At 70.5% G+C, this 14,753-nt stretch carries 12 protein-coding genes; 8 read left to right on the top strand and 4 right to left on the bottom strand.

Features of this window, described 5'->3' with window-relative positions; translation table 11 throughout:
• Positions 1-8: 8 nt before the first annotated feature.
• The 4 genes from AC5Y43_RS17170 to AC5Y43_RS17185 are packed head-to-tail and all read left to right on the top strand — an operon-like array spanning position 9 to position 4,046.
• A complete protein-coding gene (locus AC5Y43_RS17170) occupies positions 9-497 on the top strand; it encodes a GNAT family N-acetyltransferase (protein WP_499974352.1) in 489 nt (162 codons plus the stop codon).
• Positions 494-1,603: an LLM class flavin-dependent oxidoreductase gene (locus AC5Y43_RS17175; RefSeq protein ID WP_499974353.1), complete on the top strand. Its 1,110-nt coding sequence runs from the start codon at positions 494-496 to the stop codon at positions 1,601-1,603. The genes AC5Y43_RS17170 and AC5Y43_RS17175 overlap by 4 nt, the downstream gene beginning before the upstream one ends.
• Complete coding sequence (locus AC5Y43_RS17180; protein WP_499974355.1) at positions 1,600-2,718, top strand: LLM class flavin-dependent oxidoreductase; 1,119 nt, start codon at positions 1,600-1,602, stop codon at positions 2,716-2,718. The genes AC5Y43_RS17175 and AC5Y43_RS17180 overlap by 4 nt, the downstream gene beginning before the upstream one ends.
• Complete coding sequence (locus tag AC5Y43_RS17185) at positions 2,715-4,046, top strand: NtaA/DmoA family FMN-dependent monooxygenase (RefSeq protein WP_499974556.1); 1,332 nt, start codon at positions 2,715-2,717, stop codon at positions 4,044-4,046. The genes AC5Y43_RS17180 and AC5Y43_RS17185 overlap by 4 nt, the downstream gene beginning before the upstream one ends.
• Here the strand turns inward: AC5Y43_RS17185 and AC5Y43_RS17190 are convergent.
• Positions 4,043-4,783, bottom strand: coding sequence for an MBL fold metallo-hydrolase (locus AC5Y43_RS17190; RefSeq protein ID WP_499974357.1), 741 nt, complete (start codon positions 4,781-4,783; stop codon positions 4,043-4,045). The genes AC5Y43_RS17185 and AC5Y43_RS17190 overlap by 4 nt on opposite strands.
• A 44-nt stretch (positions 4,784-4,827) precedes the next feature.
• On the opposite strand from AC5Y43_RS17190, the gene fgd reads away from it, so the two are divergent.
• The 4 genes from fgd to AC5Y43_RS17210 all read left to right on the top strand — a co-directional run bounded on the left by fgd (position 4,828) and on the right by AC5Y43_RS17210 (position 9,968).
• Positions 4,828-5,838, top strand: a complete 1,011-nt coding sequence (fgd, locus tag AC5Y43_RS17195) for a glucose-6-phosphate dehydrogenase (coenzyme-F420) (protein WP_499974358.1) — start codon at positions 4,828-4,830, stop codon at positions 5,836-5,838.
• Positions 5,831-7,909: a phosphate acetyltransferase gene (gene pta / locus AC5Y43_RS17200; RefSeq protein ID WP_499974360.1), complete on the top strand. Its 2,079-nt coding sequence runs from the start codon at positions 5,831-5,833 to the stop codon at positions 7,907-7,909. Before fgd ends, pta begins: the two co-directional genes overlap by 8 nt.
• Positions 7,910-9,055 (top strand): acetate kinase, encoded by a 1,146-nt coding sequence (locus tag AC5Y43_RS17205; protein WP_499974362.1) that lies wholly within the window; start codon positions 7,910-7,912, stop codon positions 9,053-9,055. It abuts the gene before it with no gap.
• 61 nt (positions 9,056-9,116) lie between these two features.
• The gene (locus tag AC5Y43_RS17210) at positions 9,117-9,968 is read left to right on the top strand and encodes a hypothetical protein (protein ID WP_499974363.1); all 852 of its coding nucleotides are present in this window, start codon (positions 9,117-9,119) and stop codon (positions 9,966-9,968) included.
• Positions 9,969-10,117: 149 nt separating this feature from the next.
• Here the strand turns inward: AC5Y43_RS17210 and AC5Y43_RS17215 are convergent, their stop codons facing one another.
• The 3 genes from AC5Y43_RS17215 to glnX are packed head-to-tail and all read right to left on the bottom strand — an operon-like array spanning position 10,118 to position 14,702.
• Positions 10,118-12,403: a serine/threonine-protein kinase PknG gene (locus AC5Y43_RS17215; RefSeq protein ID WP_499974558.1), complete on the bottom strand. Its 2,286-nt coding sequence runs from the start codon at positions 12,401-12,403 to the stop codon at positions 10,118-10,120.
• An 11-nt stretch (positions 12,404-12,414) separates the two neighbouring features.
• A complete protein-coding gene (locus tag AC5Y43_RS17220) occupies positions 12,415-13,383 on the bottom strand; it encodes a glutamate ABC transporter substrate-binding protein (RefSeq protein WP_499974365.1) in 969 nt (322 codons plus the stop codon).
• The gene (gene glnX / locus AC5Y43_RS17225; protein ID WP_499974367.1) at positions 13,383-14,702 is read right to left on the bottom strand and encodes a protein kinase G-activating protein GlnX; all 1,320 of its coding nucleotides are present in this window, start codon (positions 14,700-14,702) and stop codon (positions 13,383-13,385) included. The genes AC5Y43_RS17220 and glnX overlap by 1 nt, the downstream gene beginning before the upstream one ends.
• Positions 14,703-14,753 lie beyond the last annotated feature (51 nt).

Genomic DNA, 14,753 nt, shown 5'->3' on the forward strand with positions numbered 1-14,753 from the left:
ATCGTTACGTGGCCCCGACGACCCGGCTCGACTTCGTGTCGGCCACCCACGACGACCCGCTCGCGCAGCCGTTGCTGGCCGAGCTGGCCGTCGAGTACGCGCAGCGCTACGGCGGCACCCCGGACACGCACCTGTCCTGGCTGCCCGTGCCGGCGGCCGAGTTGGCGCCGCCGGACGGGGGACTGCTCATCGGCGTGGCGGACGGCGCGCCGGTCACCGGCGGCGCGTTCCGGCGTTTCGACGCCCACACCGCCGAGCTCAAACGGGTCTGGACCGATAGCGCGCACCGCCGCCGCGGCTACGCGCGGGCGCTGCTGGTGGCGCTGGAAACCGAGGCCGCCGCGCGCGGGTACCGGCGGCTGTACCTGATCACCGGTAACCGCCAGCCCGAGGCCGAGGCGCTCTACGACGCGACCGGCTACACCCGCATCCCCGCCGACCCGGTGCCCGGCTGGGGGCCGTTTCGCCCGATCGCCTTCGAGAAGTGGCTGGCATGAGCGGTCGGTTCCACCTGGGTCTGGCGCTGGACGGCTACGGATGGCACCCGCAGGCGTGGCGTGGCGCGCCGGCCCCGGAAAAGGGACGGCCCGACACGCCGTCGGTGCTCGACGGCCGGTACTGGGCCGGGCTCGCGGCGACCGCCGAGCGCGGGCTGCTGGACTTTCTCACCGTCGACGACACCCTGATGCCGCAGATCGGGCGAGGCGAGCGCATCCGTCCCGAGCGGCTGGCAGGGCGCGCCGACGCCGTACTGGTCGCCGCGCGCATCGCCCCCGCGACGCGGCACATCGGGCTGATCCCGGTGGCCACCGTCACCCACACCGAGCCGTTCCACGTCTCCAAATCCATTGCCACCCTTGACTTCGTCTCGCACGGCCGGGCGGGGTGGCGGCCGCGCGTGAGCGCCACCGCACACGAGGCGGCGCTGTTCGGTCGCCGTGACGCAACGCAGATCCCGCTGTTTGACGAGGCCGTCGAGTACGTCGACGTGGTGCGCCGGCTGTGGGACAGCTGGGAGGACGAGGCGATCATCCGCGACGCGCGCACCGGGCGCTACGTCGACGTCGACAGGCTGCACTACGTCGACTTCGCCGGGAAATACCTTTCCGTCAAGGGGCCCTCGATCACGCCGCGGCCGCCGCAGGGTCAGCCGGTGGTGGCCGCGCTGGCCCACGCCGGCCCCGCCTACGAGTTCGCCGCGGCCGCCGCCGACGTCGTCTTCATCACGCCCACCGACACCGGCCCGTCGGCGCACGCCATCATCGACGAGGTGCGCGCGGCCGGCGGCGGCCACCTGAAAGCCCTTGCCGACGTGGTGGTTTCGTTTCACGGCCAGGGTGACTTCCGCTCCGACACGCTCGTCTTCGCCGGCAGCGCAACAGAATTGGTGGACCTGCTGCTGGCCTGGCAGCGCCTGGGCATCGAGGGCGCGCGCCTGCGCCCGGCCGTCAACGCCACCGACCTGCCGGTGATCGTCGACGAGGTGGTGCCGCTACTGCGGCGGGCCGGACGCTTCCGCGACGCCTACCGGCCGGGCGAAACGCTGCGTGAGCGCCTCGGCCTGCCCCTGGCGCCCAACCGCTACGCGGCCGTGCGCCGATGACCCCGGTGCCGCTGTCGGTCCTCGACCTGTCCCCGATCAGCGCCGGCGGCGACGCGGCGACGGCGTTGCGCAACACGATCGAACTGGCCCGGCACGCCGAGCGGTGGGGCTATCGGCGGTTCTGGATCGCCGAGCACCACTTCGTGGCCGTCGCCAGCGCGGCGCCGGCGGTGCTGATCGGCCAGATCGCGGCCGCCACCAACACAATTCGCGTCGGATCGGCGGCCGTGCAGCTGAGCCACACCACGGCCGCCGCGGTGGTCGAGAGCTTCGGCATGCTCGACGCGTTCTTCCCGGGCCGCATCGACCTCGGGGTGGGCCGCTCCGGGCAGCGGCGCATCACCAAGCCGCGCGCACGGAAGCCCCGGCCACCCGAGCCCCCGCGGGAATGGCGCGAGGTCGACGGCGTGGTGATCCCGCCGCCGTTCGACCTGCGCGCGCTGCTGGGCAGCGGCCGGGTGCGCGCGACCATGGCGATCCTGCAGCAGCCCGAGGCTGTCGCGCCCGACTTCTCCGAGCAGCTCGGCGACATCATGGCGATGCTGGCCGGCACCTACGAGGTCGACGGGTTCGACGTGCACGCGGTGCCCGGCGAGGGCGCCGCGCTGACGCCGTGGATCTTCGGCAGCAGCAAGGGGCGCAGCGCCCGGGAGGCCGGCGCGCGGGGCCTGCCGTTCGTGGCGAGCTACCACCTCACCCCGGCGACCGCGCTGGAGGCCATCGACGCCTACCGGGACGCGTTCGTCGGTTCGCAAGCGCTGCCGCGGCCCTACGTCGTGGTGTCGGCCGACGTCGTGGTCGCCGACGACACCGCCACCGCCAGGCACCTGGCGTCCAGCTACGGCCAATGGGTCTATTCGATCCGCGCCGGCGGCGGCGCCGTCCCGTATCCCGACCCCGACGACTGCGTCCCGCTGACCGACGAGCAGCGGGCGGTCGTGATCGACCGGCTGGCAACGCAATTCGTCGGCGACCCGGACGAGGTCGCCGGGCGTCTCGAAGCGCTGCAGCGCGTCACCGGCGCCGACGAGATCGTCATCACGTCGGTCACCCACCGCCGCGAAGACCGGTTGCGCTCGCACGAGCTGATCGCCGAGCGATGGCTGGGCGGATGAACGTGCGGGCGGGGAAGCAGCGCAAACCGATTCACCTGGCCGCGCACTTCCCGGGCGTCAACAACACCACGGTGTGGACCGACCCGGACGCGGGCAGCCAGATCGAGTTCGAGTCGTTCGTGCACCTGGCCCGCACCGCCGAGCGAGGGCTGTTCGACTTCTTCTTCCTCGCCGAAGGGCTGCGGCTGCGCGAGCACCGGGGCCGCATCTACGATCTCGACGTGGTGGGCCGGCCGGACACCTTCACCGTGCTGGCGGCGCTGGCCGGCGTCACCGAGCGGATCGGGCTGACCGGCACCATCAACACCACCTTCAACGAACCCTTCGAGGTGGCAAGGCAATTCGCGTCGCTCGACCACCTGTCGGGCGGGCGCGCCGGGTGGAACATCGTGACCTCGTCGGACGCCTTCACCGGCGCCAACTTCCGCCGCGGCGGCTTCCTCGACCACGCCGACCGGTACGCGCGGGCCGAGGAGTTTCTCGCCGTGGCCCGCCAATTCTGGGACAGCTGGGCCCCCGGCGCCGTTCGGGCCGACGTCGAAGCCGGGGTCTACGTCGATCCCGACCGGATCCGCAGCGTCGCGCACCGCGGCCCGCAGTTCGACGTGCGCGGGTTCGCGACGCTGCCCGCCGGCCCGCAGGGCCATCCGATCCTGCTGCAGGCCGGCGACTCCGACGTCGGCCGGGCGTTCGGCGCCCGCAACGCCGACGCCATGTTCACCCTGCACTCCTCGCTCGAGGACGGCCGACGCTACTACGCCGACGTCAAGGGCCGCGCCGCATCCTGTGGTCGGGACCCCAACCGGCTCAAGGTGTTTCCGGCGGCGACCTTCGTCATCGGCGACACCGACGCCGAGGCGCAGGACAGGGCGCGGCACATCCGCTACCAGCAGGTCAGCGGCGCCACGGCGATCGCGATGCTCGAGCAGGTGTGGGGGCGCGACCTGTCGGGCTACGACCCGGACGGCCCGCTACCCGACGTCGGGCCCACCGGCGACAGCCTGACTCAGGGCCGGGTCCGGCACGTCGATCCGCTGGCCGTCGCCCGCGGTTACCGCGAACGCGCCGCGGCCGAGAACCTGTCGATCCGCGAACTGGTCATCGCCGTCACCAGCCGCCAGCAGTTCGTCGGCACGCCGGCGCGCATCGCCGACGAGATCGACACCTACGTCCAGGCCGACGCCTGCGACGGGTTCATCCTGGTGCCACACCTGACGCCGCGCGGCCTCGACGAGTTCGTCGACCGGGTGGTCCCGCTGCTGCAGGAGCGCGGCGCGTTTCGCACCGAGTACGCCGGGGAAACGCTGCGCGAGCACCTGGCGGACTAGCCGGCCAGCGCGAGGGCGGCGTCGGTCGCCTCGCGGATCGGGCCGCGCCACACGTCGCCGTGCCCGGGCAGCAGCACCTCGGTGTCCAGCAGGGCCAGCGCGCCCAGGCTGCGCAGGCAGTCCTCCTGGCTGTGGCTGAACACCGCGGGCAGCAGCTGCGGCCCGCGGTGACGCAGCAGCGGGTGTCCGGTGATCAGGGCGTCGCCGCTGGCCAGCACGCCGTCGACCACGTACGAGCAGTGCCCGCTGGTGTGCCCGGGGGAGGAGACGGCCGTGGGGTGGCCCGGCAGCCCGGCGGCAACCTCGGCGGTCAGCGCCAGCGTCGAGGGGATGCCGTCGCGGATCAGGCCGCCGCTGCGCACCACGTGCAGCCCCCACGCCGCCCAGCGCGGTCGCCAAATGCGCAGCGCCACATCGAAAACCGAAGCCTGCTCGAGGTACTCCCGCTTGGCGTGGCTCACCTCGTCGGCATGGCAGTACACCGGGGTGCCGTGCTCGCGGGCGAACCAGATCGCCGAGCCCAGGTGGTCGATGTGCGCGTGGGTGAGCAGGATTGCGCGCACGTCGCCCGCGTCGTAGCCGAGCTGGCGCAGCGAGGCCAGCACGTCGTCGCGGTCCCCGGGATAGCCGGCGTCGATCAGCATGACGCCGGTGCCGTCGACGACCAGCGTCCAGTTGACCGCCTCGCCGTGGGCGAGGTACACGGTGTCGGTGACCTGATCAAGGGTCGGTGCCATGGCCGCGAGTGTAGAAGCGATCGCGCGAGGAGTAGAAATAACGGGTGGCTGAACTGAAACTCGGGTACAAGGCGTCCGCCGAACAATTCGCACCGCGCGAGCTCGTCGAACTGGCCGTCGCCGCCGAAGGGCACGGCATGGACAGCGCCACCGTCAGCGACCACTTCCAGCCGTGGCGGCACGAGGGCGGCCACGCCCCGTTCTCGCTGGCCTGGATGACCGCCGTCGGCGAACGCACCAACCGGATCATGCTGGGCACCTCGGTGCTCACCCCCACCTTCCGGTACAACCCGGCCGTCGTCGCGCAGGCGTTCGCGACCATGGCCTGCCTGTACCCCGGCCGCATCTTCCTGGGCGTCGGCACCGGCGAGGCGCTCAACGAGATCGCGACGGGATACGAGGGCGACTGGCCGGAGTTCAAGGAGCGGTTCGCCCGGCTGCGCGAGTCGGTGCGGTTGATGCGCGAGTTGTGGCGCGGCGACCGGGTGGATTTCAACGGGGAGTACTACCGGCTCAAGGGTGCCTCGATCTACGACGTGCCCGAGGGTGGCGTCCCGATCTACGTCGCCGCGGGCGGCCCGGCGGTGGCCAAGTACGCCGGGCGAGCGGGCGACGGCTTCATCTGCACCTCCGGCAAGGGCGAGGAGCTCTACACCGAGAAGCTGATGCCCGCGGTGCGCGAGGGCGCCGCGGCCGCCGACCGCAACGTCGACGACGTCGACAAGATGATCGAGATCAAGATCTCCTACGACCCCGACCCCGAACTGGCGCTGGAGAACACCCGGTTCTGGGCGCCGCTGTCGCTGACGGCCGAGCAGAAACACAGCATCGACGACCCGATCGAGATGGAGAAGGCCGCCGACGCGCTCCCGATCGAGCAGGTCGCCAAGCGCTGGATCGTGGCCTCGGATCCCGACGAGGCGGTCGAGAAGGTGGGCCAGTACGTCGCGTGGGGCCTCAACCACCTTGTGTTCCACGCGCCCGGCCACGACCAGCGCCGGTTCCTGGACCTCTTCGAAAAGGACCTGGCGCCCAGGCTGCGGCGACTTGGCTGATACCGGCTCCGTTGCCAAGGCGATATATATCGCCGCGCCCGAGGGCGAGACCGGCAAGTCCACGATCGCGCTCGGGCTGCTGCACCGGTTGACCGCGACGGTCGCCAAGGTCGGTGTGTTCCGGCCGATTACGCGTCTGGGTGAGGACCGCGACTACATCCTGGAGCTGTTGCTGGAGCACACCACCGCGGGCCTGTCCTACGAGCAGTGTGTCGGCGTGACCTACCAGCAGTTGCACGCCGACGGCGACGCCGCGATCGCCGCCATCGTCGACGCGTATCACGAGATGGCGCAGACCTGCGACGCGGTGGTGATCGTCGGCAGCGACTACACGGATGTCGTGCGGCCGGCCGAGCTTTCGGTCAACGCGCGGATCGCGGTCAATCTGGGCGCGCCGGTGTTGCTGACGGTGAGCGGCAAGGGCCGGAACGCCAAGGAGATCGCCGGAGTCGTCGAGGTCTGTCTGGCCGAGCTGACCGCGCAGCACGCGCACACCGCGGCGGTGGTGGCCAACCGGTGCGAGCCGGCGGAGCTGGCGGACGTCCGAAAAGCGTTGCGCGGCCTCGCCCAACATAGCTACGTTCTGCCCGAGGAGCCGCTGCTGTCGGCCCCGACGGTGGCCGAACTGGAGACGGCTGTCAGCGGGACGGCGGTCAGCGGCGAGGCGTCGTTGCGGGAGCGCGAGGTGATGGGCGTGATGGTCGCCGGCATGACCGCCGACCACGTGCTGGAACGGCTGGGCGACGGCATGGCGGTCATCACCCCCGGCGACCGCTCCGACGTCGTGCTCGCGGTCGCCAGTGCCCATGCGGCCGAAGGGTTTCCGGCGCTGTCGTGCATCGTCCTCAACGGCGGGTTCGAGCTTCATCCGTCGATCGCCGCCCTGGTGTCCGGCCTGCGGCTGCGGCTGCCGATCATCGCCACCGCCCTGGGCACCTACGACACCGCCAGCGCCGCGGCCGCCGCCCGCGGCCGGGTCACCGCGGCCTCGCAGCGCAAGATCGACACCGCGCTGGAGCTGATGGACCGCCACGTGGATCTCACGGATCTGCTTGCGCGGCTGGCCATTCCGATCCCCACCGTGATAACTCCGCAGATGTTCACCTACCAGCTGCAGCTGCGGGCCCGCTCGCAGCGCAAGCGCATCGTGCTGCCCGAGGGTGACGACGACCGCATCCTGCGCTCCGCCGGCCGCCTCCTGCAGCGCGGCGTCGCCGACCTGACCATCCTGGGCGATGAGGCTCAAATCCGGCTGCGCTCGGCCGAACTCGGCGTGAGCCTGGACGGCGCGACGGTGATCGACCCCCTCACCAGCGAATCGCGCGAGAAGTTCGCCGAGCAGTACGCGGAGTTGCGCCGGGCCAAGGGCGTCACCGTTGAGCACGCGCGCGAGATCATGCGCGACGCCACATATTTCGGCACCATGCTGGTCCACAACGGCGAGGTCGACGGCATGGTGTCGGGTGCCGCCCACACCACCGCGCACACCGTGCGACCCGCGTTCGAGATCATCAGGACCATCCCCGACGTGTCCACCGTCTCGAGCGTGTTCTTCATGTGCCTGCCCGATCGGGTGCTGGTCTACGGCGACTGCGCCATCGTTCCCAACCCCACCTCCGAGCAACTCGCCGACATCGCGATCAGCTCCGCGCGCACCGCCGCGCAGTTCGGCGTCGAGCCGCGGGTGGCGATGCTGTCGTATTCGACCGGCGAGTCCGGTTCGGGGGCGGACGTCGACAAGGTCAGGGCGGCAACGGATCTGGTGCGGCAGCGGGATCCGCGGCTGCTGGTCGAGGGGCCCATCCAGTACGACGCGGCGATCGAGCCGTCGGTCGCGGCGACCAAACTCCGGGATTCCCCGGTGGCCGGGCGCGCCACGGTGCTGATCTTTCCCGACCTCAACACCGGCAACAACACCTACAAGGCGGTGCAGCGCAGCGCCGGGGCGATCGCGATCGGGCCGGTGCTGCAGGGGCTGCGCAAGCCGGTCAACGACCTGTCCCGCGGCGCGCTGGTCGAGGACATCGTGAACACGGTCGCCATCACCGCGATCCAGGCGCAGGGTGGATAGATGGCCGATCGCTTGGTGCTGGTGATCAACTCCGGCTCGTCGTCGCTGAAATACCAGCTCGTCGAGCCCCATTCCGGCGTCACGCGCACCGGTGGCGGCATCCAGCAGATCGGCGAGCCGTCGTCGCGGGTGGCCGACCACGAGGAGGCGTTGCACGTGGCCTTCGCCCAGCTGGCCGAGGCGGGCGTGGACCTGAAGTCGTGCGGCCTGGTCGCTGTCGGGCACCGGGTGGTGCACGGCGGCAACGAGTTTTACCGACCGACCGTCCTCGACGACGCGCGGATCGCCGAGCTCGAGAAGTTGTCGGAGCTGGCGCCGCTGCACAATCCGCCCGCGGTGCAGGGCATCAAGGTGGCGCGCAAGCTGCTGCCGGACGTGGCGCACGTCGCGGTCTTCGACACCGCCTTCTTCCACGACCTGCCGGCCGCGTCCGCGACGTACGCGATGAACCGGGAGCTGGCCGAGCGCTGGCAGATCCGCCGCTACGGATTTCACGGCACCTCGCACGGCTACGTCGCCGAGCGGGCCGTCGAATTCCTCGGCAGGCCGTTGGGCGACGTGAATCAGATTGTGCTGCACCTGGGTAACGGGTCGTCGGCGTCGGCGATCGGCCGCGGCCGGCCGGTCGACACGTCAATGGGGCTGACCCCGCTGGAGGGGCTGGTGATGGGCACCCGCAGCGGGGACATCGATCCCGGCGTCGTCAGCTACCTGTGGCGGAGCGCGAAGATGGGCGTCGACAAGATCGAATCCATGCTCAACAATCAGTCGGGCGTCTGGGGCCTGGCCGGTGAGCGCGACTTCCGGCGGCTGCGCGCGATGATCGAATCCGGCGACGACGCGGCACAATTGGCCTACGACGTGTTCATTCACCGGCTGCGCAAATACATCGGCGCCTACCTGGCCGTGTTGGGGCACACCGACGTCATCACCTTCACCGCCGGGATCGGCGAGAACGACGCCGCGGTGCGCCGCGACGCGCTGGCCGGGCTGGCGGAGCTGGGCATCGTGGTCGACGACGGCCGCAACGCTGGCACGGGGGAGGGCGCGCGGCGGATCTCGGCGGACTCGTCGCCGATCGCCGTGCTGGTGATCCCGACCAACGAGGAGCTGGCCATCGCCCGCGACTGCGTGAGCGTGTTATAGGAAGCCCAGGGTGTGGATGACGGTGAGCGCGGGGCGCCGTTGTCGTGCGACCGTTCGCTGCATGAGCGAACCCTTCATCGGCAGCGTGACGGTGGGCGCGGGCGCGCTGAGCCGGCATCAATTGCGCACGCGATACTGCGCGGTCCTGCCCGACGTCTACCTGTCCAGGCGGATCCGGCCGTCGCTCGAGCAGCGCATCGCCGCGGCGGGGCTGTGGTCGAGGGGGCGCGGGGTCTTCACCGGCGCGGCCGCCGCGGCGCTGCACGGCACCAAGTGGATTCCCGACGGCGTCCCAATTGAGCTGGTGTACGGTAACTCCCGGCCGCCGCCGGGCGTGCTGACGCGACGGTACCGGCTGCTCGACGGTGAGGCGCAGACCCTGGACGGGCGACCCGTCACCACGCCGGAGCGCACCGCGTTCGACATCGGCCGCGGCGGGGCAATCCACTCCGCGGTCGCCCGGCTGGACGCGCTCGCGGCCGCAACGGGTTTCAAGGTCGACGAAGTTCTGGGTGTCGCGCGGCGCCATCCCGGTTCGCGCGGGCTGCGGCGATTGGAGACCGCGCTCGAACTCGTCGACGCCGGCGCGCAGTCGCCCAGGCAGAGCTACCTGCGGCTGCTGCTCATCGATGCGGGATTCCCGCGCCCGCAAACCCAGATCCCGGTGCTGGGCGCCGACGGCATTCCCTTTGCGCACATCGACGTCGGCTGGGAGGAGTACCTGGTCGGCGTGGAATACGAGGGCGAACAACACCAGACCGATCGCGCGCGGTATGTCTACGACATTCGGCGCCTGGAACGGATCGAGCGCGCAGGCTGGCTCATCGTTCGCATCGTCGCCGAGGACCACCGCGCCAACATCGTGCGGCGGGTCGGCGTCGCGATGGCGGAACGCGGCTGGAACGGCGGTTGACGCGCAGAGCGTGAGCTCAGGACTTCGAGTGTGGGCCTATGGCTTTGACTGTGAGCGTATGGCGGCAGTCGAGCGATTTTCCCGCCCACGATTCACACTGGAAGCCGAGGATTCACACTCGCGCGCGAAGAAGCGAAGAAACCCGAAACTCAGAACGTACTCGTGGGCCGGACATTGTTCGCCATGTCCACCAGCGTGTAGCGGTGCCGCTGCGTGGGCGCGACGCGGGCCAGGCTGCGCAGCGACGCCTCGACGCCCAGGCGCAAACCGTGCTCGGTGAACGGGAAGCCAAGGATGTGGTTGGTGCTGGCTTTCTTCTGATCCCGGTTGTCCTCCAGCCAGTCCATCGCGCCGCCCAGCACCAGCGCGCGGATCTGCAGCACGCGCGGCTCGGTCGGCGGCAACGCCTCCACGCGCCGGGCCGCGTCACGGATCTGCGCCTCGGTGATCTCACCCGCCGAGCGGCCCGACATCAGGGTCACCGCGCTGGTCAGCCGGGCGGTGGTGAAATGCCTTGAGGTGGGCGGCACCTCGTCCAGGGTGCTCACCGCGTCCTCCCGATCACCCTCTGCCGAAAGTGATCTGGCCAGGCCGAAGGCGGCGGAGATCACGCCGTCGTTCGTCTTCCACACGGTCTGGTAGAACTTGTGCTCATCGGTGTCGCCGGCCAGCTCCGCCGTGGCCGCCAGCGCCAGCTTGGGGGCGAGCTCGCCGGGGAAGGTGTCCAGCACCTCGGTGAAATGCTTTGTGGCGGAGTCGTAGTCGCCGGTGAGCAGCTGCGCGACAGCGCGATACCACACCAGCCGCCACCGCCAGCCCACCCGCTCGGCCAGGTCGTCGAGCTTGCGGGTGGCCTTGGCGACGTCGCCCAGGTCCAGCAGCGCGCGGACTTCCATCAACGGCAGCTCGATCGACTCGGCGACCTCGATCCCCTCCGCATCCAGCGACCCGTGGCGGGCCGCGCGCAACGAGTCCAGCGTCTGCACCGGCTGGGAGAGCACCGTCGCCTGCAGCACCGGGGCTGCGACGTCGGTCGGATCGACCAGCGGCACCGGCAGTGCGGTCACGATCTCCCGGGCGGTCAGCTTCTCCGAATGGACCTGGCCGTCCAGGTACACGTCGGTGTGGGCGACCAGCAGGTCCACCCCGAACGTCGAGCGGCTGGGGGAAAAGATCGTCGACAGGCCGGGCCGCGGGATCCCGGTGTCCTGGGCGACCACCTCGCGCAGCACGCCCATCAGCTGGGCCGACATCTCCTCGGCGGTGGAGAACCGGCGGCGCGGGTCGGGATCGGTGGCGCGGCGCAGCAGCCGGCCGAACGAGTCGTAGGTCTTCAGCACGGGATCGTCGTCGGGTAGCCCGTCCACGTAGCGGCCGTTGCGGGTGCGCAGGCTCAGCGTCAGTGCCGCCAGCGTGCGACCCACCGTGTAGATGTCGGTGGCGATCGTCGGACCGGTGCGCACGATCTCCGGAGCCTGGAAACCCGGTGTGCCGTAAAGGTATCCGAACGAGTTGATCCGCGACACCGCACCCAGGTCGATCAGCTTGAGCTGCTCCTCGGTGAGCATGATGTTCTCCGGCTTGAGGTCGTTGTAGACCAGGCCGATGGAGTGCAGGTAGCTCAGCGCGGGCAGGATCTCGAGCAGATAGGCGATGGCCTCGGCGACTGGAAGTTTCTCGGTCTTCCCGTCTTTGAGCCCCCGGCGCAGCGACTGCCCGCCGATGTACTCCATCACGATGTAGCCCACCGGATCCCCGTGCCGGTCGGTGTGCTCGACGAAGTTGAAGATCTGCACGATCTGCGGGTGCACCACCTCGGCCAGGAACTGGCGTTCGGCCATCGCGATCGCCTGCGCCTCCGCGTCACCGGAATGCACCAGGCCCTTGAGCACCACCGGACGGTCGTTGACGTTGTGATCGACCGCCAGATAGACCCAGCCCAGCCCGCCGTGGGCGATGCAGCCCTTCACCTCGTACTGACCGGCGACGATGTCCCCCGGATTCAGCTGGGGCAGAAAGGAATACGGGCTGCCGCAGGACGGGCACCAGCCCTCCGACTTCCCGTCGGCGCCGTCGGGACCGTCCGAGCCGGACCGCCCGACCGGCTTCCCGCAGTTCCAGCAGAAGCGCTTGGACTCCGGGACCACCGGATCGGTCATCAGCGCCTCGCGCGGATCGATGTCGCGCACCCGGGGGATCTCGACCAGGCCGCCGCCGAGCTGCCGGGTCGGCGGAAGCACCCGCGTGCCCGCGGTCATCCGTTCGGGCGCATCGGTGTCGATGCCCGGCATGAACGGGAACTGACCGAAGTCGTCGTCGTCGTCGAAGTCGGGACGGAACAGCGCCTGAGTGGCCTGGGGGCGCGACTCGGCGGCCGCACCCGTCTGCACGTCGGGCGGCCCGGTCCCCGAATCCACAGGCTCGTTGGCGTCCATCGGCTCGGCCATCAGTCCACGTACCTCGGCGTGGGCGGGCCGGGAGCGGGCCCCAGCACCGTCAACCACTTGCGGTACAACGTGTTCCACGTCCCGTCCCGGCGGATGCGTTCCAGGGTGCCGTTGACGAACCGGACGAGCCCGGTGTTGTTCAGGTTGATGCCGATGCCGTAGGGCTGGGTGGCCATGTTCGGCCCGACGATGTGCAGGTTCGGGTCCTCCTCGACCAGCCCGGCCAGGATGGAGTCGTCGGTGCTGACGGCGTCGATCAAGCGCTGCTGAATGGCCACCAGGCAGTCGGCCCAGTTCACCACCGACACGATCACCGGCGGCGGGTCGATCTGCTGGATCCGGCGCAGCGACGTGGTGCCCCTGGCCACGCACACCCGTTTGCCGGACAGGTCTGCGGGTTTGACGATCGGCGCGTCGCGCATGGCCAGGATGCGCTGGTTGGCGTCGAGGTAGACCGTGGAGAAGTTGACCAGCCTGCGCCGCTCGCAGGTGATGGTCATGGTCTTGACGACGACGTCGACCTCCGAGCGCTGCAGCGCGGTGATGCGCTCGTCGGTCGACAGGACGCGATACTCCACGTGCGATGGGGCGCCGAAGATGTCGCGCGCGATCTCGCCGGCGATGTCGACGTCGAAGCCGGTGATCTCGCCGGTGATCGGGTCGCGGAAGCTGAACAGGTTGCTGCCGATGTCGAGCCCCACGATGAGCCGGCCGCGGGCGCGGATGTCGGCGACGGCGGCGTCGGCCTCGGCCTTGTTGGGGAAGGGCCGCAGGCTGGCGGTCGGGTCGCAGTCCTGGCTGGCGGTGTCCGGCGGCAGCGGCGGCTGCGGCGGCAACTCCTGCATGCCGACGGGCGTGGGCGGCGGCAGCGTCGGCACGGTGGCCACGGTCAGCGACTCGGTGTGGCTGCAGCCGGCCAGCGTGACGGCCGCGGCCAGCGCGCCGCACATCCGCGCCACCCGCGACATCAGCGGTACTCCTTGAGCCGCGGCCACAGGCCCAGCGCGACGGCGATGGCGGCGCCGAGGGACAGCACCACGCCGCCGACCTGCGCGCCGGACAGCCCGCTGCGCGCGTTGAGCACGTCGTTGCGCAGGTGGGTGCGGCTCTGGTCCATGGCCTTGCCCAGCTCGTCCTCGAGCTTGTCGAACGCCGGGGTGGAGTCGTCCTCGCCGCTGCCCAGCGCGACCCGGGTGGCCTCGCGGTAGTTGCCCACCGAGATGTAGGAGTTGATCCGGTCGTTGGCCTGGCGCCAGCGCAGCAGCAGCTGGTCGGCGCCCTGCAGGTCCGGCTTGTCGACGGCGTCGCTGCGCGACAGGTACTGGTCGAGCTGGGAGTGCATGGCGTCGATGCGTTGGTAGAACGACTGCTTGCGCACCTCTTCGTCGCCGCGGCGGATCAGCGACAGCGTCTCGTCGGCCCGCGCCTGCTGGGCGGTGATGGCGACGTTGGTGACGGTCCGCAGCGACTCCGCGGCGGTGTCCTTGGCGCTACGACTCGCGGTCGTCGAGATAGTCAGTGCGGTTCCGACCCATACCACCATGACGAGGATACCGAGGGCGCCCACGACCAGGCCCGGGTTGATTCGGCGCCGGGTGCGCCGGGCCAGCCAGCGATGCGAGAACGCGCCGAAGACCACGGTGCTGGCGACGACGAGGATCACCGGCGCCGGGAAGTGCGTGGACGCGGTGGTCTCGCCGTCCACACGCTCCGACGTCGCCTGGTAGAGCTGCTGCGCGTCGGGCAGGATCCGCGACTGCATCAGCCCCGAGGCCTCCGACAGGTACGACGACCCGACCGGGTTGCCCTCGCGGTTGTTGGTGCGCGCGGTCTCGATCAGTCCGGTGTAGACGGCCAATTCGGCGTTGAGCCGGCCTAACAACTGCACCATCGGTTCGTCGGTCAGCCCGCTCGACGCCCTCGTCACGGCCACCGCGGCATCGGTGATGGCCTGCTCGTAGCGCTGCCGGACCCCGTGCGGTTCGGCCTGAGCGATGAACGCGGTGGCCGCCGCGGCGTCGGCCACCGACAGCGTGGTGTAGAGCCGGCCGGCGGCGAACGACAGCGGCTCGGTGTGGTTGAGGACCGTGGACAGCACCTGCTGCCGGTGGTTGATCGTCGTCGAGGTGGCGAAGGCGCTCGAGACGCCCAGCGCCGCCAGCACGATCCCGATGGTCAGGATGCGCCCCGGCGTCGTCGCGATGAACCACCAACGGGGATGCGCGGGTTCGGCCGGCGACCGCGACCCTTTCGGCTCGGTCGACGGGTGCGCCAGCTCAACCGTCACGTCTGATCAGCCCCTGTAACTTCGCTGCACGAACCCGGATAAGCGAATTCT

The sequence above is a fragment of the Mycobacterium sp. NGS57 genome (assembly GCF_059812405.1).